The organism is Kosakonia cowanii JCM 10956 = DSM 18146, from assembly GCF_001975225.1.
In the GTDB taxonomy this organism is placed as follows: Bacteria; Pseudomonadota; Gammaproteobacteria; order Enterobacterales; family Enterobacteriaceae; genus Kosakonia; species Kosakonia cowanii.
In genome coordinates this window covers 3,862,083-3,883,539 of the sequence record NZ_CP019445.1, presented here as the reverse complement: position 1 = coordinate 3,883,539, position 21,457 = coordinate 3,862,083, and the positions used below count along the sequence as shown (strand labels likewise).

The 21,457-nt window shown below is 56.3% G+C and carries 17 protein-coding genes; all 17 read left to right on the top strand.

The window, feature by feature from the left end; translation table 11 throughout:
- The first annotated feature begins 76 nt into the window (after positions 1-76).
- The 17 genes from tagH to BWI95_RS18250 all read left to right on the top strand — a co-directional run bounded on the left by tagH (position 77) and on the right by BWI95_RS18250 (position 21,433).
- Positions 77-1,897, top strand: coding sequence for a type VI secretion system-associated FHA domain protein TagH (tagH, locus tag BWI95_RS18330; protein WP_076769992.1), 1,821 nt, complete (start codon positions 77-79; stop codon positions 1,895-1,897).
- Positions 1,894-2,688, top strand: a complete 795-nt coding sequence (locus BWI95_RS18325; protein ID WP_023480106.1) for a PP2C family protein-serine/threonine phosphatase — start codon at positions 1,894-1,896, stop codon at positions 2,686-2,688. Before tagH ends, BWI95_RS18325 begins: the two co-directional genes overlap by 4 nt.
- Positions 2,689-2,708: 20 nt before the next feature.
- Positions 2,709-3,686 (top strand): hypothetical protein, encoded by a 978-nt coding sequence (locus BWI95_RS18320; protein ID WP_054803659.1) that lies wholly within the window; start codon positions 2,709-2,711, stop codon positions 3,684-3,686.
- Positions 3,687-3,695: 9 nt separating this feature from the next.
- A complete protein-coding gene (locus BWI95_RS18315; protein ID WP_076769991.1) occupies positions 3,696-4,508 on the top strand; it encodes a type VI secretion system accessory protein TagJ in 813 nt (270 codons plus the stop codon).
- Positions 4,501-5,070, top strand: a complete 570-nt coding sequence (gene tssE / locus BWI95_RS18310) for a type VI secretion system baseplate subunit TssE (protein ID WP_054803660.1) — start codon at positions 4,501-4,503, stop codon at positions 5,068-5,070. Before BWI95_RS18315 ends, tssE begins: the two co-directional genes overlap by 8 nt.
- A gap of 3 nt (positions 5,071-5,073) precedes the next feature.
- The gene (gene tssF, locus BWI95_RS18305) at positions 5,074-6,945 is read left to right on the top strand and encodes a type VI secretion system baseplate subunit TssF (RefSeq protein WP_023480090.1); all 1,872 of its coding nucleotides are present in this window, start codon (positions 5,074-5,076) and stop codon (positions 6,943-6,945) included.
- Positions 6,942-7,985: a type VI secretion system baseplate subunit TssG gene (gene tssG / locus BWI95_RS18300; protein WP_054803661.1), complete on the top strand. Its 1,044-nt coding sequence runs from the start codon at positions 6,942-6,944 to the stop codon at positions 7,983-7,985. The genes tssF and tssG overlap by 4 nt, the downstream gene beginning before the upstream one ends.
- A gap of 176 nt (positions 7,986-8,161) precedes the next feature.
- Positions 8,162-10,780 carry a type VI secretion system ATPase TssH gene (gene tssH, locus BWI95_RS18295; protein WP_054803662.1) on the top strand — a complete coding sequence of 873 codons (2,619 nt, stop codon included), beginning with the start codon at positions 8,162-8,164 and terminating at the stop codon, positions 10,778-10,780.
- Positions 10,781-10,806: 26 nt separating this feature from the next.
- Entirely contained in the window at positions 10,807-12,261 is a 1,455-nt protein-coding gene (locus BWI95_RS18290; RefSeq protein ID WP_054803663.1) for a serine/threonine protein kinase, read from the top strand.
- 142 nt (positions 12,262-12,403) lie between these two features.
- Positions 12,404-12,784 carry a DcrB-related protein gene (locus tag BWI95_RS18285; protein ID WP_054803664.1) on the top strand — a complete coding sequence of 127 codons (381 nt, stop codon included), beginning with the start codon at positions 12,404-12,406 and terminating at the stop codon, positions 12,782-12,784.
- Positions 12,785-12,839: 55 nt separating this feature from the next.
- Complete coding sequence (locus tag BWI95_RS18280) at positions 12,840-15,077, top strand: type VI secretion system Vgr family protein (RefSeq protein ID WP_076769990.1); 2,238 nt, start codon at positions 12,840-12,842, stop codon at positions 15,075-15,077.
- A 9-nt stretch (positions 15,078-15,086) separates the two neighbouring features.
- Entirely contained in the window at positions 15,087-15,476 is a 390-nt protein-coding gene (locus tag BWI95_RS18275) for a DUF3592 domain-containing protein (RefSeq protein WP_232374393.1), read from the top strand.
- Between the two features lie 279 nt (positions 15,477-15,755).
- Complete coding sequence (locus BWI95_RS18270) at positions 15,756-16,307, top strand: hypothetical protein (RefSeq protein ID WP_232374391.1); 552 nt, start codon at positions 15,756-15,758, stop codon at positions 16,305-16,307.
- A gap of 496 nt (positions 16,308-16,803) precedes the next feature.
- The gene (locus tag BWI95_RS18265) at positions 16,804-19,344 is read left to right on the top strand and encodes a DUF2169 family type VI secretion system accessory protein (protein WP_076769989.1); all 2,541 of its coding nucleotides are present in this window, start codon (positions 16,804-16,806) and stop codon (positions 19,342-19,344) included.
- On the top strand, positions 19,341-20,426 hold the full coding sequence (locus BWI95_RS18260) for a pentapeptide repeat-containing protein (protein ID WP_054804653.1): 1,086 nt from the start codon (positions 19,341-19,343) through the stop codon (positions 20,424-20,426). The genes BWI95_RS18265 and BWI95_RS18260 overlap by 4 nt, the downstream gene beginning before the upstream one ends.
- On the top strand, positions 20,423-21,031 hold the full coding sequence (locus BWI95_RS18255) for a DUF3540 domain-containing protein (RefSeq protein ID WP_054804652.1): 609 nt from the start codon (positions 20,423-20,425) through the stop codon (positions 21,029-21,031). Before BWI95_RS18260 ends, BWI95_RS18255 begins: the two co-directional genes overlap by 4 nt.
- 9 nt (positions 21,032-21,040) lie before the next feature.
- Entirely contained in the window at positions 21,041-21,433 is a 393-nt protein-coding gene (locus BWI95_RS18250) for a DUF4150 domain-containing protein (RefSeq protein WP_007371701.1), read from the top strand.
- The last annotated feature ends 24 nt before the right edge of the window (positions 21,434-21,457 follow it).

Here is a 21,457-nt window from a genome sequence, read left to right as displayed (position 1 = left end):
GTGCCCGTATTCAAACGCAGCCGCTTTACCCAAAACGGCGCCGTTTGAGTGCACATAACTCCAGCAGGAATACGCGATGCGATTCACTATTATCACCAATAAACCCGGTCATCAGCCGCCGCAAAGCCGCTGCGACTTTTATCCTCCGGGCGGCACCATTGGCCGCGGCACCGACAATAATCTGGTGCTGCCGGATAACGACCGCTCTATTTCCCGTCTGCAGGCCATTGTTCATATCTCCGGCACGGGTGAATGCCGTGTCACCAACCGCGGCAACGTGACGCGCGTTGTGCTCAACGACATCCCGCTTGAGCGCGGCCGTCAGGTCGAGCTTCAGGATGGGGACATTCTTGGTATCGATGAATACCGCATCGAAGTGAGCGATCTTATTCAGGACACGCAGCCGGTAAGCCGCATGGCCGAGGAGATGTATCCGAAGCCAACGCCTGCACCGACGGCGAAGCCTGCACCTGCGCCGACCGCTGCGCCGAAAAACGCAGCAGAGGGCGCGCCAGCCTCCGTGCCGACGGAAATTTGGGACAGCCTGATGCAGGAGTTCTCAATCTCCGACAGCATCTCCAGCAGCCGTGCCAAACCCGCCGAGCCGCAAAACTTCAATCCTTTTGCTGAGCCGAAAGAGCCGGAGCGCAACCCGGAAGACCCGCTCTCATTATTGGGCAACCACGAACCGCTGGTCGCGCCAAAATCGCTCGATTCAGACAATTTGTTCAATGACGAACAGCTGTTTAAAAACGACAGCATCTTTAATGACGCCACGCCATCGACCTTAGTCCCGCCGGTTGAACCAGTACAGGCACCGAAAGAGAGTGCACCTGAGAGCGACGAACTCGATCCGCTGGCACTGTTTGGCGGCAGCGGCAGTGCTCCGCAGGCACGCAGCGACGATCCGCTCGGGCTGCTGAGCGGCGCCGTGCCGCTGGCGCATGCTGATGAGATTGCCCCGGCAAAACCGCAGGAGCCCTCTTCGCCGATCATTACCGATCTGCAGGCCAGCGAGCCGCCGGCAGAGCCACAACCGATTATTACCGATCTACACGCAGACGATTTGAGCGGCACGCCGCTCTTCGCCGAAGAGGAGCCGATGCCGCTGCATGAAGGCGTGCAGGAGCCGCAGGATTATGCCGGCATCACGCTGCCGACGCCGCAGGCGGTACAGCGCAGCGCGGCGCAGACCCCGAAAGGGCGCCTGCGTATCGATCCGGTGCAGAGCCCCGGCGCGAAATCAGCACCTGCCAGCACCTCCGGCGACAGCGGCGATGTGCTGCAAGGCGAACTGCTCGAAGCACTGCTCGAAGGGATGGGGCTTGGCGATATGCAGCCCGTTCCGCAGTTTGATAAAGAGAACATGCGCCAGTTTGGCCAGATGTTAAGTATGTTCTCGCAGGGCACCGTGGCGCTGCTCTCCTCGCGTTCAATCTTAAAGCGCGGCGTGAAAGCAGATATGACGATGGTGCTGGACGATGCAAACAACCCGTTCAAACTGCTGCCGTCGGGTAAAACCGTATTGATGCAGATGTTCGGTAACCGCATGCCAGGCTTTATGCCGCCGAAAAAATCGGTGCGCGATGCGCTGATCGACCTGCAGGCGCACCAGTTGGGGATGATCTCCGGTATCCGCGCGATTATCGCGGCGATGCTGCAATCCTTTAATCCTGAGCAGCTGGAAGAAGATGCAAAACGTGACGGCGCGACCTCACGTCTTGGCGTGCTCTCTAACCGCAAGGCCGCGATGTGGGACTACTTTGTGCGCACCTATGCGCAAACCGCCGGTGAGATTGACGATGACTTCCATACCCTGTTCGGTGAAGCGTTCCTCCACGCTTACGACATGGAGGTTAACCAGTACAAAGACTCACAAAGCGGATCGGAAGAATGAATATCAGCACCGCCTCAATATCACGACAAGGCGAGCGTGCCAGTAATCAGGATCAGACCGGAGAAACTATCGGCGAGCGTGCCGCCTGTTTTGTCGTCTGCGATGGCATCGCCGGTTTGCCCGGCGGTGACAAGGCGGCCGAACTGGCGCGCAATGCCATCATCACCGAGTTTGACGGCGATGAGCACCTCAATGCCCAGTACATTCGCAACTACATCAACGGCGCGAACCGTGCAATCCGTAAAGAGCAGCAAGCGGTACGGGATTACAATCGCATGGGCACCACCATGGTCAGCCTGTTTATCGATCGCGATTACGAGCTGGCTTACTGGGCCCACGCCGGAGACAGCCGCCTCTATCTCTTTCGCCGCGGCTGGCTATATCATGTGACCACCGATCACAGCCTGGTCCAGCAGATGAAAGACGCCGGACATCAGGTTGAAGGCATTAACGGCAACCTGCTCTATTTCGCGCTTGGCCTCGGCGAAGATGAGCGCGAGCCGAGCTACAGTGATGTGGTGCCGATTGAAGATGGTGACGCTTTCTTATTGTGTACGGATGGTTTCTGGCACGGCGTCACCGAAGAGCAGATGCAGCAGTCGCTGCATATGGTCAATACGCCCGACGAGTGGCTGACATTAATGAATCAAATCCTGCTGAAAAACGGTGCCGGGTCACAAACCCAGCAGGATAACTACAGCGCCGTGGCGGTGTGGATGGGTACGCCTCAGGAGACCACGCTTTTGCATACGATCTCTGAAGCCGCTCAGTTTTTCCCTCTTCGTGATTGATACAGCTTACAAGGACTTTTATGAAACTTTGGCTACCGGGTTTGGCCCTGCTTGCGGCATGTGGCAGCGCGCAGGCAGAAAACTACCGCATCGTGCAATCGCCTTCGCAAAAACTGGATGTCTGGATCGACAATGTTGAGGATAACACTCCCAAAAGCTGGTGCGGCAAGACGCTGCCGCTGCGCATTGTCACCGGCGGCGAGAAAAAGCCTTCCGTGCTGAACAACTTCTTACCCCGTCTTGGCGCGCTGCTGGAAAACCAGTGCGGCGCGCTGACCCAGGTACACTGGAAACTGACCGACGCGCAAGGCGCGACGCTGGCTGAAGGTACCGCAGATAAAGCCAAAGAGTGGCAGCCGGTCGTCACCTCAAACGGCGCAGCGCCAGCGCAGACCACTGCGCTTCAGCAGCCGGTTGGCCGCCCTGAAGATCTCTCACCACCCGCCAACCGCGCGCCGTGGCAGGAGTTCACCCTGCAGGATGGTTGCCATCTGCGCACCTTCTGGCAGGGCGATGCCAGCGCGGCAGCACTCTTCATCCCCGCTAAAGAGGATGGGAAATGCGAGAAGGGCGGCTGGCTGAACGGTCGCAGCGATGTTACGCAGGTCAGCAACGGCGCTGAAAAGAAAATTACCATGACCTTCGTTCACGGTTTCCCGGTGAGCGGCCTGAGCGACAAAGTGGACGCCGACCGTTTGCTGATCACTACCGTCAATAACGAACGTATGGTGGTGAGCGAAGGCAGTCTGGCGCAGAGCTGGATGATCCTGCCTTACGTCAACAGCCTCAACGGCTGGCAGGCCAACGGCACCGTCGCAGTCGAGATTTCACGCGAAGTTGCCAGCGATGCCACGCGCTTAAAAGCGCGGCTTGATGAAGTGCGCAAAGTCTGGACGCCGTGGTTCGAGCCGGGCACCCGCCTCAATATTCTGCTGATTGATTCCCTGCATCCGCAGTTGCGCGATCCCGCAGTCGGGACCTACAAAACCGTCAACTAAGGAGCAGCCATGAATACCCTATTTCAACAACTGGCGGGTGAATCCCTGCAGGATAGCCTTGCACAGCTTGAGAGCCGTATTCGCACCCAGCCGGGCGACGCCGATTTACGCGCCGCGTTCGCACAGCTGCTCTGCCTGGACGGCAACTGGACACGCGCGCAGGCGCAGTTAAAAAGCTGGCAGGGGCTCAAGCCGCAGGCACAGCCGACCGTCACCCTGCTGGAGCAGGCGATCGAAGGCGAGCGTCAGCGTGCCGACGTCATAGCCGGGCGGGCGCGTCCGGTTGCGCCGGTCGAGCAGTATCCGTGGCTGGCAGAGATGATTAGCGCGCTGGATCCGCAGGGCAGTGATGCCGACGCGCTACGTGACGCGGCGCTGGAGAAGGCCGACGCCAACCCCGGTCAGCTCGCCACACAGGATGGGCAGACGGTAGCGTTCGACTGGCTGATGGATGGCGACAGCCGCTTTGGGCCGGTATGCGAAGCGATTGTGAATGGTCGCTACTTCTGGCTGCCGTTTAGCGCCATCTCCGCGATGCAGTTTCAGCCGCCCGCCAGCGTCACCGATTTAGTCTGGCGCCACACGCTGGTGCGCCTGCGCGATGGCAGTGAACAGGTGTGCCAGATCCCGGCGCGCTATCCGCTGGAGGCTAATGCAGAAGATCGCTTTAAACTCTGTCGCGTTACCGAATGGCAGCAGCTTGCGAGCGAGTCTGCGCACTACCTCGGGATGGGGCAAAAAGTGTGGCTCAATGACGGTGCCGAATATTCGCTGCTCGATCTCGCCACAGTGACCTTCGCTGCGGACGCGACGAATGAGTAACTCCGCACAACATGACGAGGGCGATCTGCTGCGCAGCGGCTGGCGCTCGCGTCGCGGCAAAGATACCGTCGGCGCGCGCGACAAAATGCAGCCCTCGCTGCTCGATCGCCTGACCGATGACGCACCGGACAAAGCGCAGGAGCCGGCGAATAACAATCTGATCACCCACTCGGCGCTGCGCCGCAACGTGCTGCGCGATCTGCAGTGGCTGTTTAATACCATCAATAACGAAGCGCAGCAGGATCTCTCCGGCTTCGATGAGGTGCGCCGCTCGGTGGTCAACTTCGGTATTTCGCCGCTGGCGGGCCAGCGGATGTCCGATATTGAATGGAATGATATTCAACGCAAGCTCACCGATGCGATCCTGCACTTTGAGCCGCGCATCCTGCCGCAGGGCCTGCAGGTGCGCTGCATCTCCGATACCAAATCACTGGATCTGCACAATATTCTGTCGATTGAGATCAAAGGTCGTTTGTGGTGTGTTCCTTATCCGCTGGAGTTCCTTTTTCGCACCGATGTGGATCTTGAAAACGGGCATTTCGAGTTGAAAGACGCGGGGTAATTCATGGAAAGCAAATTACTGGAGTACTACAACCGCGAACTCGCCTGGCTGCGTGAGATGGGCCAGGAGTTTGCCGGACGCTACCCAAAAGTGGCCGGACGTCTGGGCATGCGGGGGATGGATGTGTCCGACCCCTATGTCGAGCGCCTAATGGAAGGCTTTGCCTTTCTCACCTCCCGCGTACAGTTAAAAATGGACGCCGAGTTTCCGCGCTTCTCCCAGCGGTTGCTGGAGATGGTCGCGCCGAACTACCTGGCACCGACCCCCTCAATGGCGATTGCAGAACTGCAGCCGGACAGCGCCAAAGGCGATCTGAGCAACGGGTTTGTGGTGCCGCGCGGCACCATGATGGACAGCCAGGTGATGAAGAAGAATGGCGTCACCTGTAGCTACACCACCGCCCACGACGTCACGCTGCTGCCGCTGAAAATCAGCCAGGTTGAACTTGGCGGCGTACCTGCCGATCTCCCGCTCGCGCAGGTCGGTTTAAGCCAGCGCGGCGCGCAGAGCGCGTTGCGTATTCGCCTGAGCTGCGATGGCCCGGTCAATCTCAGCCATCTCGACTTTGACCGTCTGGAACTCTTCCTGAGCGGGCCTGACATGCAGGCGCTGCAACTACTCGAACTGCTGATGGAGCATCAGGTAGGCATGGTCTGCCAGGCAAACGCGCCGCAGGCAGCACTCCATGTGCTGGCGGATGATGCGCTGCGCCAGGAAGGCTTTGAGGCTAACCAGTCTCTGCTGCCTGACGACCTGCGCAATTTCGACGGTTACCGGCTGCTACAAGAGTATTTTGCTTTCCCGTCGCGTTTTCTCTTTATCAGCCTGCAAGGGCTGCGCACCATGCTGGAAAGCAGCGGCGAAGCCAAATCCTTCGATATCATTATTCTGCTTGATAAAGCGGACGGTCAGCTGGAGCGGGTGGTGGATAAGAGCCATCTGGCGCTGCACTGCACGCCAGTCATTAACCTGTTTCCAAAGATCGCCGAGCGGCAGAAGCTGAGCGAAAGCCTGCACGAATACCATCTGGTGGTCGATAACATTCGTCCGCTGGATTATGAGATTTACTCTGTTGGCAAAATCCACGCCAGCGTCGACGGTCAGCGCGATGAGCAGACCTTCCGTCCGTTCTGGAGCAGCTGGAGCCAGGATGAGGGCAATTACGGTGCCTACTTCTCGGTGCGCCGCGAGCAGCGCGCGCTCTCGGAGCATGCCCAGCGCTACGGCACCCGCACCGGCTATATCGGCTCTGAGGTCTTCGCCTCGCTGGTGGATGAGCAGCATGCGCCGTGGCGAGAAGATTTACGTTACATCACCGCAGAAGTGCTGTGCACCAGCCGCGATCTGCCGCTGATGCTGCAGCAGGATATGGGGCAGTTTGTGCTGCCCGATTCGCTGCCGGTGAAATCACTCAAGCTGCGCAAAGGGCCGACGCCGCCGCGTCCGGCGCTGGCGGAAGGGCTCAGTACCTGGCGTTTAATCAGCCAGCTGCAGATGAACTACCTCAGCCTGATGGATGGCGAAAACGGAGAAGGCGCTGCGGCGCTGCGCCAGCTGCTTGGGCTCTATACCCGGCTGGCGGAAGCGCCGGTGGCACGCCAGATTGAGGGCGTGCGCCACTGTGTGCTGGAGCCAGTACATCGCCGGGTGCCGGAGCCGGGGCCTATTGTCTTTGCTCGTGGCGTTGGCATTACCCTTACCGTCGATGAGCAGGCCTTCTCTGGCTTCAGCCCGTGGCTTTTCGGCAGCGTGCTGGAGCGCGTCTTTGCCCGACTGGTGGGTATGAACAGCTTTACGGAGTTTACCCTCAAGAGCCAGCAGCGCGGCGAAGTAGGCTACTGGCCGCCGCGTATGGGCAAGAGGGCGCTGATATGACCGACACGCCCGCGCTCAAGCCTGCGATCGTCCGCCTGAACAGCTTGCCGGATGCCTTCTGGCAGAACGTGATGGCAACGCCGTGGCGTTACGATCTCTTTACTCTGTTGCGTCGCGTGGATGCGCGCGGCGGTGAGCGTTACCCGCTGGGGCGCGCACCGCTGCCGCGCTTTGAGTCGCTGCGCGTCGGGCAGACGCCATCGCTCAGTTTCGCGCCGGCAACGCTCGCCGGGGTGAAAAAGCGCGAAGCATCGCCGCTCTATGATGTGTCGATCTACAGCTTTGGTCTTTTTGGCCCTAACGGCCCGCTGCCCATCCATTTGACGGAGTATGCGCGCGAGCGTATCGACCACCATCAGGATGAGAGCATGAGCGCCTTTGCCGATCTGTTCCATCATCGGCTGACGCTGCTCTTTTATCGTGCGTGGGCGGATGCGCAACCGACGGTCTCTCTCGATCGCAAAGACAATAATCGCTTCGAGCACTATATCGCATCGCTGATCGGCATGGGGCAGCCGGGACAGCTGGAGAAGGGGACGCTCAGCCCCCATTCCCGCTTCGCGCTGGCGGGGCACTTAACCCGTAACGGTCGCGATCCTGAAGGTCTGGCGAAGATCCTGCGCGGCTATTTCAATGTGCCGGTCAACATTGTGGAGAACGTTCCGCAGTGGATGCCGCTCAGCCCGCGCGAACGCGCACGCCTGCAGGGTGGACGGCACGCGCCGCGTCTGGGCCAGTCCACCTTTCTTGGTGAGGCGGTGCGCGATGTGTGCCATAAATTTCGCATTGAGATCGGCCCGCTACCGGCTGAAACCTACCGGCGCTTTCTGCCGGGAGAGAAGTATGTCGCTGCGCTTCGTGACTGGGTGCGCCAGTATCTGGGCATTGAGTATCAGTGGGCGGTGAAAATTATCCTGCGCAGCGAAGATGTTGTCGGCGCCGCGCTGGGCGGCGACAGCCGTCTGGGGTATAGCGCCTGGCTTGGTATGCAACCGAGACCAGAAGCGCGTGGAGATTTGGTATTTAGCCCGGAGGGGTAATCCTTCGATTTTGCATCCCTGTCTGACGTCTGCACAAAATCATTCGCGTTGCGTTGCACGGTAAGCCGGCGTATCCCGGACGCTTACACCCGTAAGCGACAAAGGAGATGGGGCCGCCATCGACGAGACAGCACGAAGGATGAAGTGCTAATTAATTATGAATAATGGAAGAACCCATGTCAGAAATCAGCCGCGCCGTCTTATTCGGCAAACTCGACACACTCTTATTCACCTCGCTGGAGAGCGCCACCGCGTTTTGTAAACTGCGGGGTAACCCTTATGTGGAACTGGTTCACTGGCTGCATCAGTTGATGCAGCAGTCGGATGGCGATCTGCAGCAGGTTATCCGCCACTTTTCACTTGATGAGCAGGCGCTAACGCGCGATATCGTCGCGGCGCTGGATAAACTGCCCCGTGGCGCAAGTTCCGTTTCCGACCTGTCAGAGCATATTGATACAGCGGTTGAGCGCGCATGGGTCTACGGTTCGCTGAAATTTGGCGTCACCCGCATTCGCGGCGGTCACCTGCTCGCGGGGATCCTGAAAACCTGGAGCCTCGCCAACGTACTGAAAGGCATCTCCCCACAGTTTGATCGCGTCAGCGCCGATGCGCTGCTGGATAATTTCGACACCATTTGTGCCAACAGCAAAGAGACGCAGCAGGCAACGGTCGCCCTGAATGATGAAAGCGGTGTTGCTGCACCCACTCAGCAGGGGACGCTTGCTCAGTATGGCCAGGATCTCACCGCGCGTGCGCGTGATGGCAAGATCGATCCGGTTGTCGGGCGCGACGAAGAGATCCGCCAGATGGTCGATATCCTGATGCGCCGTCGCCAGAATAACCCGTTGCTGACCGGTGAAGCCGGGGTGGGTAAAACCGCCGTGGTCGAAGGCCTGGCGCTGCGTATCGCCAGTGGCGACGTGCCTGAGCCGCTGGTTGACGTTCAGCTGTGGCTGCTTGATATCGGCATGCTGCAAGCGGGCGCAGGGATGAAAGGGGAGTTTGAAGCGCGTCTGCAGGCGCTGATTAACGAAGTGCAGTCCAGCCCGACGCCGATCATTCTCTTTATCGATGAGATCCACACGCTGATTGGCGCAGGCGGCCAGCAGGGCACTGGCGATGCCGCCAACCTGCTGAAACCGGCGCTGGCACGTGGACAGCTGCGCACCATCGGTGCCACGACCTGGGCTGAGTATAAAAAATACATTGAGAAGGATCCGGCGCTGACCCGTCGTTTCCAGACCGTACAGGTCGCCGAGCCAGACGAAGAGAAAGCGGTACTGATGCTGCGTAGCACCGTGTCAGCGCTGGAGAAACATCACCGCGTACTGCTGCTGGATGAAGCCGTAGTTGCCGCCGTGAAGCTGTCGCATCGTTATATTCCGGCGCGACAGCTGCCGGACAAAGCGGTTGCCCTGCTTGATACTGCCTGCGCGCGCGTTGCCGTTAGCCAGAGTTCACCGCCGCCGCAACTGGAAGATTGCCAGCACCGCATCGACGCGCTGGACGTGGAGATCGAGATCGCCAATCGTGAAGCCAAAGTCGCTGTTGGCGACAGCGAGCGCGTGGTGAAACTGCAGGCCGATCTGGAGAAACTGGCCGCGCAGCGCGATGAGCTCACGCAGCGCTGGGAGCAGGAGCAGGCGCTGGTGGACAGCATCATCGCCCAGCGTGCGCAGCTGCACACCGCGCCGGAAGAGGCGCTGGCTGAGTTACGCGCCACCCTTACCGAGCAGCAAAATGCGCTGCGCGCGTTGCAGGGCGACGAGCCGCTGCTCTTTACCTCCGTGGATGCCAACGTGGTTGCCGCCGTGGTCTCTGACTGGACCGGCATTCCGCTGGGCCGGATGGTGAAAGATGAGATCGACGCGGTGCTGAAACTGGCTGATACCTTAAATGAACGCGTTATTGGTCAACGTCACGGTCTGGAGCTGATTGCCAAACGTGTTCGCACCTCGCGCGCGCGCCTTGACGATCCGAACAAGCCGGTCGGCGTGTTTATGCTCTGCGGCCCCTCTGGTGTCGGTAAAACCGAAACCGCGCTGGCGCTGGCAGAGTCGCTCTACGGCGGCGAGCAGAACATCATCACCATCAATATGAGCGAGTTCCAGGAAGCGCATACGGTCTCCACCCTGAAAGGCGCGCCTCCGGGCTACGTCGGTTATGGTGAAGGCGGCGTGTTAACGGAAGCCGTACGCCGTCGTCCCTACAGCGTGGTGCTGCTGGATGAGATTGAAAAAGCGCATCCCGATGTGCATGAGATTTTCTTCCAGGTGTTCGATAAAGGGTGGATGGAAGATGGCGAAGGCCGCCATATCGATTTCCGTAACACCATTATCATCCTCACCTCCAACGTCGGTACCGATCTGATCACCGGTATGTGCGCCGACCCGGAGCTGATGCCGGAACCGGACGCGCTGCGTGACGCGCTGCGCGCGCCGCTGCTGCAGGTCTTCCCGCCTGCGCTGTTAGGCCGTCTGCTGGTGGTACCGTACTATCCGTTGAGCGATGAGATGCTGGCGATGATCGTGCGTCTGCAGCTTAAGCGTATTCAGCGTCGTCTCGAAGAGAACCATGGCATCGTTTCCGAAGTGGATGAGAGCGTGGTTGAACAGATCGTCGCCCGCTGTACGGAAGTGGAATCGGGCGGACGTATGGTTGACTCCATCCTTACCAACACTTTGCTGCCGCTTATGAGCCAGCTATTACTCGACGCCAGCGCGCGAGACGAGCATTATAAGCGTTTACGTGTCACGTTTGAGCAGGGTGAGTTTCACTGTCAGTTTGCGGCGTAACGCCATTATCAAGAGAGTTTTCCAATATGACGGATCACGATAACAACCGGAGTGTACCGAACGCGTTGCCACCGGGATATCGCTTCAATGAGTTTGAAATTAAAGAAGTGATCGGTGGTGGAGGGTTCGGCATCGTCTATCGCGCCTGGGATCACCAGCTTGAGCGAACCATCGCGATAAAAGAGTTTATGCCCTCTTCGCTGGCAGTGCGTAACGACGACATGACGCTGGTGCTGCGCAGCGAGCGCTTCAGTAAAGCGTTTACCGCCGGTTTGAACAGTTTTATCCAGGAAGCCCGTTTACTGGCCCGTTTTAACCACCCGAACCTGCTGCATGTGCTGCGTTTCTGGGTGCAGAACGACACCGCATACATGGGGACGGTGTTCTACAGCGGCACGACGCTGTCGCGCCTGCGTGAGAAGAATCCGGCACTGATCAATGAAGCCTGGATCCGCCGCATGCTGCCGATGCTGCTGGGGGCAATCAAGACCATTCACGATGAGGGTTATCTCCATCGTGATATCTCACTGGACAATATCCAGATTCAGGAAAACGGCTTACCGGTGTTGCTTGATTTCGGCTCCGCGCGCCGCAGTATCGGTTCGATTTCTGATGAAACCGAAACCATGCTGCGCCCGGGCTATGCGCCGATCGAGCAATACACCGACGATAACGAGAGCGAGCAGGGGCCGTGGACCGATATCTACGCCCTGGGTGCCGTGCTGCATACCATGATCATCGGCTCACCGCCGCCGGTCAGCGTAGTGCGCAGCATTCAGGACACCTATGTCCCGCTGACCCAGCGCGGGCTGCCGGGCTACTCTCATGCACTGTTGCAGGCTGTTGATCGCGCGCTGGCGCTGAAGATGGAAGATCGTCCGCAGTCGATAGATGAGTTTGCCGCGCTGATTGAGATGCCGGTCGCCGGGATCGACGATGTGCTGAACGTGAAGCAGCCTGGCACCATGCTGGTACCGGTTGAAGAGACGCCGGAAAAAGTTGAGGTTGCTGGCTGGCAGCGCTACAAACTGCCTGCGCTGGTCGCGGCAGGTGTGATTGTCGGTGTTGTCGCTGGCGCGCTGCTGTTCAGCAGCAGCTCAGAGCCAGAAAAGGGCGCAACGGAGACAGTGAATAACTCGCAGCCGCAGCAGAACAGCGCGCCTGTCGAGCCGCCGCGCCAGAGCGAGCCAGTTGCACAGCCGACGACTCAGCCAGCACAGAGCCAGAGTGAAACGCCGAGCGCCGCACCAGTGACCTCGCAGGCACCGATAGCACAACTCTTTGTTCGTATGAACGAGGGCGAGAAGCTGACGCTCAACGGCGAAAGCCAGTCTGTTTCACCGGCCACCAACGGTTTTGCTTCTCTGAAAGTGAAACCGGGCCGTTACGAGCTGGTGCTGGAAGGCAATGGCCAGACTCGTAGCCAGACTGTCGATATTGCTAACCCGGGCACCTGGCTTATCAATCCGCAGCCGCGGTAATCGTTGTTTACCCGGGCACCCTGACCCGGTCACGCGCGGGAGCATCATCCCGCGCGTATCATTTCACCTTGCTGCAGGGAGCAACGGCTTCTTCTTTTCATCACGACCTTAGTCTCGTCCGACCTATAAAAAAGACAGAACTATGAATTTATTAACACACAGTAATAACGGTGGCAGTGAATTTACGTTTGTTGTCTCTCGTGCCAGCGCCAAAGCCGATGATAAGGTTCATACCGTCGCCGCCAGAAAGATCCGCGAGCTGGAGATGACGCTCACCGATTTTCACCTCGAATCCACCCAAATGTTAGACGTTGATGGCAATCCTGCCGTCGAGTTGTTTTATCAGTTCAGCAATGACAACCGGATCATTTATCAGCGGCAAACCATCATTTTGCTGGCGGATCCTGCAACGGGTCAGAAAATGGTCAGCTATGTGGGTACCTGCCCGGGTGAATTCAGTGAGTCTTATCAACAGCAATATCAGGAAATTATTCAAAGCCTGAAATTCCATCGCGCTCGCTAACGCTGCACTGCCAGCTCACCCCACATTAAAATCAGATGTCACAGAGGACTTCACCATGCAAGACAGGATCACGGTCAAGCTGCCGGTAGACGGCCTGCTTTTCTGGAAACTCACCGGTCGCGAGGCGCTGTCTGAAGCGTTTGCCTTCTCCCTGACGGTGCTGGGCACCGACGCGCGTATCGACCGCAGCCAGCTGCTCGGCCAGCCGGTGACGGTGAATGTGCCGACGCAGGGGATTGCCGGCGGCATGCGCCACTTCAACGGGAAAATCACCCGCGTGGCGGTGAGCGCCACGGAGATGTCCGGGACGCGGTATGCGGTCTACCGGCTGACGGTGGAGCCGGACGTGTGGCCGATGAAGCGCGACCGCAACCTGCGCATCTTCCAGGAGCAGACGGTGCCGCAGATTGTGAAAACGCTGCTTGGCGAATACCAGGTGAACCTTGAGGACCGTCTGACCGGCAGCTACCGGAGCTGGGGCTACTGCGTACAGTACCAGGAGAGCAGTTTTGACTTCATCAGCCGTCTGATGGAGCTTGAAGGCATTGCCTACCACTTCAGTCACGAAGCCGACCGGCATGTGATGGTGCTGACGGACGCCGCCACCGAACACCAGCCCTTCAGCGGGTACGAAACCATTCCCTACCACCCGACGCCGTCCGGCGGCAGCACCAGCGAAGAGGGCATCAGCCAGTGGGCGCTGGAGGACAGCGTGACGCCGGGTATCTACAGCCTCGATGACTACGACTTCCGCAAACCGAACGCGTGGCTGTTCCAGGCCCGGCAGAACCCTGCCTCGCCGCAGCCGGGGAGCATTGACGTCTACGACTGGCCTGGACGCTTTGTCGAGCACGGTCACGGCGAATACTACGCCCGCATCCGCCAGGAGCGCTGGCAGGTGGAGCACCAGCAGATTCAGGCCACCGCCACAGCGACGGGTATCGCGCCGGGCCACACCTTTGCGCTCTACAACGCGCCGTTCTTCAGCGATAACGGCGAGTACCTGACCACCGAGGCAAACTACTTCCTCGAGGAGAACCGCTACGCCAGCGGGTCGGACGGCGAGACGGTGCACCGTACCGACTTCACCGTGATTCCCTCCTCGGTGGTGTTCCGCCCGGCACCGGTGACGGCGTGGCCGAAAACCCACGGCCCGCAGACGGCGAAGGTGGTCGGCCCGCAGGGCGAGAGTATCTGGACAGATAAATATGGCCGGATAAAGGTGAAATTCCACTGGGACCGGCAGGCGAAAGGGGACGACACCAGCTCCTGCTGGGTGCGCGTGTCGAGCGCGTGGGCAGGCCAGGGCTTCGGCGGGGTACAAATTCCGCGCGTGGGTGATGAGGTGGTGATTGACTTCATCAACGGCGACCCGGACCGCCCGATTGTGACAGGACGCGTCTACAACGAAGCGAGCATGCCGCCATGGTCACTGCCCGATGATTCAACGCGCATGGGCTTTATGACGCGCAGTAAGGATGGCAACAAAGACAACGCCAGCTATCTCTTCTTCGAGGATCGCCCCGGCAGCGAAGCCGTTGAATTGCACTCCGAAAAAGACATGAAAGTCTCCGTCGAAAATGACAAAACGGTTAATGTCGATGGCAATCGTACCACCACCATCCTGAAAGAGCAGAAGGACGATGTTACCGGTGATGCGTCATTTTATTATCGGGCAAAGCGCACGACCACTGTCGATCAAGAGGAAACCACGACCTTTAATAACAGCCAGACGGAAACCATTAAGAATGGGCGTAAGCTGAATATAACCAGTGGTGGTGATAACGTGACAATTAAAGATGGAAGAGAGACGAATATAGATGGGGCCGAGCTACATCATGTTACTCAGATGTTGACGGGAAAATATGATAACGGGCAGGATATAGAAATCGGTGATGGAGGCCTGCTGGTAAATGTCAACGGCGGCAATTGGACTCAAAATGTCAATGACGGAGAAATTTCTTTTTATAGCCCTAAGTTAATAAAGATAAAGAGCGGCGAGAAAGTTTTGATCGACTCACCTATTTTCGAAACAACTGATACTAATAAGCACTCGTTTGCTGAAAAAGCGATCACCTACTTCAAAAAGCACACTACGAGTGAACTTCTGTCAATTTCATTTAAAGGAGCTAGTTTCGCCTATATGCAAACTAGTGCTAGCATTAACCCCATCTCATTTTCACACAAGTCATTTGAGTTAAAAAACTCTGCGATGGAAATGAAAAAGATAGGCGCTTTTATTACTTCAGGTGGTATTCATTGGAGTTCAAAAGCTTTAACCCTTCTTGTTTAAGTAGAGGTAATGATGTTTGATTCAATTTCAAGTGTTGGAACTGTGTTATTAGTGGTTGTCGGAGTGTTTGCGTTCGGTCGAATGATAGTAACAGAGATAATGCCCACAATTAAAAGCGGCTTTACTGAAAGTCGGGTGGCTAAAACAGGTGTTGCAGTTGAGGCAGACATCATTGCTTCACATCAGACTACATCATGGGGGGGTAATAAGCCCATATATCAGATTACTGTCCATTTTAAGACGCAAGATGGTCAGGAGGTTGAGGCTAGTATAAAAGAAGCCCTGGCATTAGATGAGATTGATAATTATAAGGCTGGTAATGGGTTGACTATTAAGTATGATCCCAAAGACCCTAAAAAGATCGCAATGCACAACAAGCCAATAATATTAGGTGAGTAAGGTTAAAACGTATAGAAAATGCAGATTGAGAATGCCTTTAATAAATATTTATTTTCAAACTGCATTAACATTTTATTATACATAAGCATCAGTAACTCCTTTTTTACTTGGCACGCATTATCTGTTTTTTTAATGCATGTAATTTTATTTTTTATAATATCTCAATGGCATGCGAATTTTCCGTAAAAATGATTTATCGGATGCCGTAATGTTACATACAAAAAGTCGTGGCAACTGTAGCTTAAGGCGGCTAAACATTCAGTAGAGCAAAATGAAATTTTGGTTAATGATGAAGGCTCGGTTCAAGATGTAAAAGTAGGTCTGTGTGAAGATATTATTTGTAAAGTAACATTCATTGCGCATGGAGAAGTTGATGTTTTTGTTGAGGGTGAAGCTATAAATACAAGGACTTCTTGTTATAGTAACTTGGCAATTGGGGGTGAAATAATGGCTCTGGAAGAGTGCTCTAAATATTTTATGTATGGAGGCATTATATTAACAATAGCAGTTACCGCTTGGTTTTATTTTTTAGAAAAACAAGATGAAAGTGATATTTCAGGCGTAAACTTTTTTCTTTCCAGAACTCGTTGGCAGGGAGCGGTGATACAAACGAAAATTCAATCATGGAGAAAATTAAACGTCAAATATGGGAGCGATTGCTTTTACGGTGTTGATTTTTTTCTACCCAATGAACAAAAATTGTACACTGCAACAACTCTAATTGCGCCTGAAAAAATTCATATGCTAAGGAAGGGATTAAGTATAAAAGTAAAGAAAGAGACAAAAGGAAAGATGGGCATCATATATATAGACTTTAATAATTACAATTAATAATGCAGTGGCTTGATGGTAGGGTTATTATCAGTCTTGTTTGGCCTCCTCTTTATTTGTCTCATTAAGTACGATCCAATCAATCCTAATCATATTGCTATTACAGATAAACCATTAGTTTTAGATGATTGAAATTAGAGCATTTTACTTGGCTATCCATCAAAGCAATTTGGCTTTAATGTTTTTCGAAAGTTTGAGTGGCGTTTGGAATGCAAGCGTTGTTAATAATTAGTGGTTGCATTTAATGCTAAGAAGTTACAGCTGAATATTTGAGTAAAAATAATGACTGGCGATTGTCAATGAATTTTTATACTCAAAAAAATACTGTAACGTGTTTCTAAACCATGGAAATGACGCAATACAATGTTGGCGCAACGGTGCCGATCATTTATTTGCGCAGCGATCCCACACAAAATAAACATACTCTTCCGAGCGTACTGAAATAACCCTTTTTCTCAGACGCCAACACCACTCTTAATCTTCCAAAGGAAGTTATATGAAGATTATCAAACCGCTGCGGCTAAGCGTGTTAAACCGTCCGTTCCGTTTGCAGGGCCAGAACCATCTGGGCGTTGCTGTGATGGCGCTGGCTGATATGAGTGCTGCGCCAAAGCTTCGTCCCGAAGTTGAACTCTGGCAACTGGCGGCCAGCGAGTTGCAAACCAGCGGCGGCGTGCTGGATATGGCGATGCCGAAGGCGCGCGCTGAGTTTCTCGCTACCGGTTATGCCTATACGCAGCACCATCAGGATAAAACAGCCTGCGCCGTTCGCATCGAAGTCGACACGCTGACCAAAACCCTCGCTGTGACCGGCGATCGTTACTGGGCAGGCTCAAGGGCGACCGCACCAAAACCGTTTGAACAGATGCGCCTCGACTGGAGCCGCGCGTTTGGTGGTGAAGGGTATGAAGAGAACCCGCACGGAATCGGCGCGGTGTTGGAAAACCATAGCGGCACGCAGTTCCGTCGCCTGCCAAATATCGAAGCGCTGCAACAGCGCGTAGTGTCGCCGCGCATGAAACCCGAGCCGGCAAGCTTTGGGCCGCTGGACCTGACCTGGCCGCGCCGTTTCCGCCGGATGGGCAAAAACTATGATGCGCGCTGGCTGCAGAATGATTTCCCCGGTTTCGCCCCGGATATCGACTGGCGCGTGTTCAATGCCGCCAGCCCCGATCAGTGGTGGGAGGAGCGTGATTCACTGCCGCCGCAGGCCGCCTGGCGCATCTGGAACATGCATCCGCAAAAGCCGGTGCAGGAAGGCACTTTACCGCCGTGGCAGGCGCGCTGCTTTATTCAGCGCCAGCGCGGGGAGGAGATCCTGTTTGAGGAGATCGCGCTGCGTGCCACCACCGTCTGGTTCTTCCCCCACCTCGAGCAGATGGTGCTGATTTGGCACGGCAACCAGCGGATCAACGAAGATGATGCCGCCGATGTGCTGCACCTGATGCCGGCGCTGGAAAAAACGGGTGCGCCGCGCTCCGTTAATCACTACCGCAAAGTTCTGACTCAGCGTCTTGATAAAGAGAAGGGGGCGCTGTTTGCCTTCCGTGAAAAAGATTTGGTGCCGGAAGAGGCTATCGGCCCGTGGATCGACAATGAGGTGCAGCAAAATCACAGCCCAATGCGCGAGAACCAGAATGCGCGTGCCACACAGCTGCGTGAGCAGCACCGGGCGCGGCTGGAAGCGCAGGGCGGCGATGTCAGCGACCTGATGAAAGCGTTCGATGAACCTGAATTGCCCAAACTTGATGAACTGCCTGAGTTTATCGAAGAGATGGAGCGTAAAGCAGCGGAAATGCAGCAGCAGGCCGAGGCACGTAAAGCGGAGATGGAAGCAAAATACCCTGACGCCGCAAATGATGAAAATCGCCCGCGCGGCCCGGAATCGATGCACCGTATGAATGATATGCTCGAGCGCAACGTCTCGCAGATGAGCGAGAAGAAGCTGGCGCAAAGCCGTGAAGCACTGCATCAGATGTACCTGATGTCCGCTGCGCAACAGCCGCCGGCAATAAAACTGACCGGCGATATCGCACTCATCATTCGCCAGCGTGCCGAACGCACCATGGCGCAGGGCGGCGACTTTAGCGGGCTCGATTTAACCGGGGCCGACTTCTCCGGCATGGATCTGAGCGGCGCAAACTTTACTCACACCCTGCTGGAGTGCGCGAATTTAAGCGATTGTAAGCTTGATGGCGCGAACTTTACTCAGGCGATGCTGGCGCGCGCCGATTTACAAAATGCCTCATTGCGCGACTGCTGCCTCGACAAGGCCAGCCTGGCGCTGGCGCAGTGTAAAGGCACCGGCTTTCAGGGCGCGCAGTTCAATGAAACCGAGATGACCGGCGCGTTGTTCGACACGTGTGACTTCAGCCATGCCCGCCTGAATAATCTCTTATTCCGCGAGACAGGCTTCAGTGAGTGCCGCTTTAATTACGCCACTATTGATAGCGGTGTCTTTATGGAGCTGACGCTACCGAAGCCGGATTTCAGCCATGCGGTAATGAATAAAACCAGCTTTATCAAGTGCGAGCTCCAGCATGCCAGCTTCGCTGCGGCTCAACTGGAGAGTTGCTCATGGGTCGAAAGCCAGCTGGAAGAGGCGAATTTCGCGGGTGTCACGCTGGTGACCTGCGCAGTGGCCTCTGGCGGCACGCTTGCCAGAGCAGATTTCAGCGGTGCACATCTTAAGCAGAGCAACCTGCGTCAGGCGGTGTTAACCGGCGCGCGCTTTACCCGGGCCAGGCTCAATAATAGCGATCTCAGCGAGGCGCAGTGCGAAGCGGCGGATTTTAGCGGCGCAACTCTCACCGGCAGCATGTTTATTCGTACCGATTTTCGTCGCGCACGGCTTAACGAAGCGAATCTGATGGGGGCGATGTTGCAGAAAAGCCGCCTCGAAGGGGCCGATCTTAGCTTTGCCAACCTGTTCCGTGCCGATCTGTCGCAATCTTTTACCAGCGAGACGACGCAGCTCCAGGGCGCTTACACCAAACGGGTTAAAACATTGCCGAAGCGTGACGGGGAGGTGATATGAAGAGATTAACGGCCGCAGAGTTACAGCAGAAAATAAAGGGCGGCGAAGCGATCATGGAGTTCAGCCTGGACGGACTCGATCTACAGGGCTGCGATCTCTCCGGGGCGATTTTTCAGGAGGTGTCGTTGCAGGGGGCCAATCTGCAAGGCGCGAACCTCAAAGAGAGCGTTTTTACCGAATGTCAGCTGAGCGGCGCGAATCTTGCTGCTACGACGCTGGAAGAGACGGTTTTCAACCAGTGCGAGATGGCGGGCATTACCGCCAGCGGCGCAATGCTGACTCGCTGCGTCTTTAATGACTGCAATCTGGCAAAGAGTGATTTTTCGCGCATAAGCAGCGATACCAGCCAGTTTATGCGCTGTGCACTGGAGCAGAGTCTATTCAGCGGCTCGACCTTCGATCGCTCCACCTTTTATGAGACCCCGCTTGGCGGAGCGAAGCTCAATAACTGCACTAATCTGATGACTACGCTGTTTGGTATCGATCTGCGTGATGTCGATCTGCAGGCTAGCCAGTTTGAGCGCACGGTCTTTTTCAACTGCGACCAGCGCGGCAAGCACTATGCAAAGCATAAATTCACCGGCTGCCAGTTTACCGATAACCAGCTTGATGGCGCTGACTTCAACGGCGCACAGCTTACGCAGTGTAACTTTAAAGGCGCATCATTAAAGCAGGCACAGCTTCGCGGCGTGAATGCTACGCAGGCGCTGTTTATGGAAGCGGATTTAAGCGGGGCGCAGGCGCAGGGCAGCCTGTTCGATCAGGCAATATTTGTCGGCGCGACGCTTAATAAGGCCTCCTTTAAGCAGAGCCGCTTCTTCCAGAGCATCCTGCAGCAGACGACCGCGCAGGAGGCGGAGTTCACCCTGTGTGATTTGACTTATGCGGACTTCTCTGCCGCCGATGTCCGGCTGGCGGATTTTCGTGGTGCGAGTTTTTCGCGTACCCGTTTTCATCGCGCCCGGCAGGACAACGCGCGCTTTGCCGATCGTAAAGGCATCCTTGAATATGACGAAGAGTTACTGGCGGCGGAAGCCTGGAGCGCCGAACGCCATAGCAGAATTTACGGAGACTCATTATGACGAATATTAATCACCAGCTGCTGATGGCGGCGATCCCCAGCGGGCAGTTCTCCGCACAGGTCACTCACTGCTTTGAGGATGGCAGCCTGATGGTTGAAAGCGAAGGCCGCGGCTGGCACTGCCGTCGCGCCGTGAGCTGCGTCATCGCTCCGCAGGCGGGCGATACGGTCCTGATTAGCGCCGTTGATAACCAGATGTGGCTTCTCGCGGTGCTGGAGCGCCAGAATCCGGCCTCTGCCGCAGAGCTGAGCGTACAGGGCGATCTGCATATTGCCAGCCAGGGTGCACTGAGCCTGAGCAGTGAAGCGCTCAATATCAGTGCGGCAAAAGGGGAGTGTCATATCAGCGAGATGAATTACAGCGGCGACAAGATCTCCGCATGGGTATCCCTTTCGCGCATTGTCGGCAAGCGGGCGGAATCGGTCTGGCAGACGGTGACGCAAATCAGCCAGCAGCTGTTTCGCACCACGCGCCAGATGGAGCATGTGCGTGCCGGGCAGCTGGATATGAAAGCAGAGGATTATCTGCGCATGCATGCACAGAACACGGTAATCACTTCAAAAGCGATCACCAAAGTTGATTCTGAACAGATCCATATGGGGTAAGGAGAGAGTATGTTTGCTAACTGCCAGCTGATGGGCGTTGACCTGGCGTTTCCGGACGTCTGCCTGACGCCAATGCCTGCTCCCACACCTATTCCCTATCCGGATATTGCGCTTGGGCCAACGGCGATCCCGAATGCGCTGAATATCCTTTTTATGGGGATGCCCGCGCACAATATGGCGACGGTCACGCCGCTCACCAATGGCGATAACCCCGGTGTCGCGACCGGCGTTGCATCCGGCACCGTGATGGGGCCATCCCGACACCTGACGGGCGCCTTTACCGTTCTGCTGAAAGGCACGCCGGCGACGCGCTTAACCAGCGTAAGCCTGCAAAACTCCACCAACGCAATCGGCATGCGCATCGTGCCGAGCCAGTTCAAGGTATTGATGCTGGCACCTTAATCGCCATCAAACACACAGCAATTT

Excerpts from the sequence above, each read along its gene's own strand:
- BWI95_RS18290 (WP_054803663.1), top strand. The coding sequence starts at position 10,807 with ATGACGGATCACGATAACAACCGGAGTGTACCGAACGCGTTGCCACCG.
- BWI95_RS18275 (WP_232374393.1), top strand. The coding sequence starts at position 15,087 with ATGATGTTTGATTCAATTTCAAGTGTTGGAACTGTGTTATTAGTGGTT.
- tagH (WP_076769992.1), top strand. The coding sequence starts at position 77 with ATGCGATTCACTATTATCACCAATAAACCCGGTCATCAGCCGCCGCAA.
- BWI95_RS18250 (WP_007371701.1), top strand. The coding sequence starts at position 21,041 with ATGTTTGCTAACTGCCAGCTGATGGGCGTTGACCTGGCGTTTCCGGAC.
- BWI95_RS18265 (WP_076769989.1), top strand. The coding sequence starts at position 16,804 with ATGAAGATTATCAAACCGCTGCGGCTAAGCGTGTTAAACCGTCCGTTC.
- BWI95_RS18315 (WP_076769991.1), top strand. The coding sequence starts at position 3,696 with ATGAATACCCTATTTCAACAACTGGCGGGTGAATCCCTGCAGGATAGC.
- tssG (WP_054803661.1), top strand. The coding sequence starts at position 6,942 with ATGACCGACACGCCCGCGCTCAAGCCTGCGATCGTCCGCCTGAACAGC.
- tssF (WP_023480090.1), top strand. The coding sequence starts at position 5,074 with ATGGAAAGCAAATTACTGGAGTACTACAACCGCGAACTCGCCTGGCTG.
- BWI95_RS18255 (WP_054804652.1), top strand. The coding sequence starts at position 20,423 with ATGACGAATATTAATCACCAGCTGCTGATGGCGGCGATCCCCAGCGGG.
- BWI95_RS18320 (WP_054803659.1), top strand. The coding sequence starts at position 2,709 with ATGAAACTTTGGCTACCGGGTTTGGCCCTGCTTGCGGCATGTGGCAGC.
- BWI95_RS18325 (WP_023480106.1), top strand. The coding sequence starts at position 1,894 with ATGAATATCAGCACCGCCTCAATATCACGACAAGGCGAGCGTGCCAGT.
- BWI95_RS18260 (WP_054804653.1), top strand. The coding sequence starts at position 19,341 with ATGAAGAGATTAACGGCCGCAGAGTTACAGCAGAAAATAAAGGGCGGC.
- tssE (WP_054803660.1), top strand. The coding sequence starts at position 4,501 with ATGAGTAACTCCGCACAACATGACGAGGGCGATCTGCTGCGCAGCGGC.
- BWI95_RS18285 (WP_054803664.1), top strand. The coding sequence starts at position 12,404 with ATGAATTTATTAACACACAGTAATAACGGTGGCAGTGAATTTACGTTT.
- tssH (WP_054803662.1), top strand. The coding sequence starts at position 8,162 with ATGTCAGAAATCAGCCGCGCCGTCTTATTCGGCAAACTCGACACACTC.
- BWI95_RS18280 (WP_076769990.1), top strand. The coding sequence starts at position 12,840 with ATGCAAGACAGGATCACGGTCAAGCTGCCGGTAGACGGCCTGCTTTTC.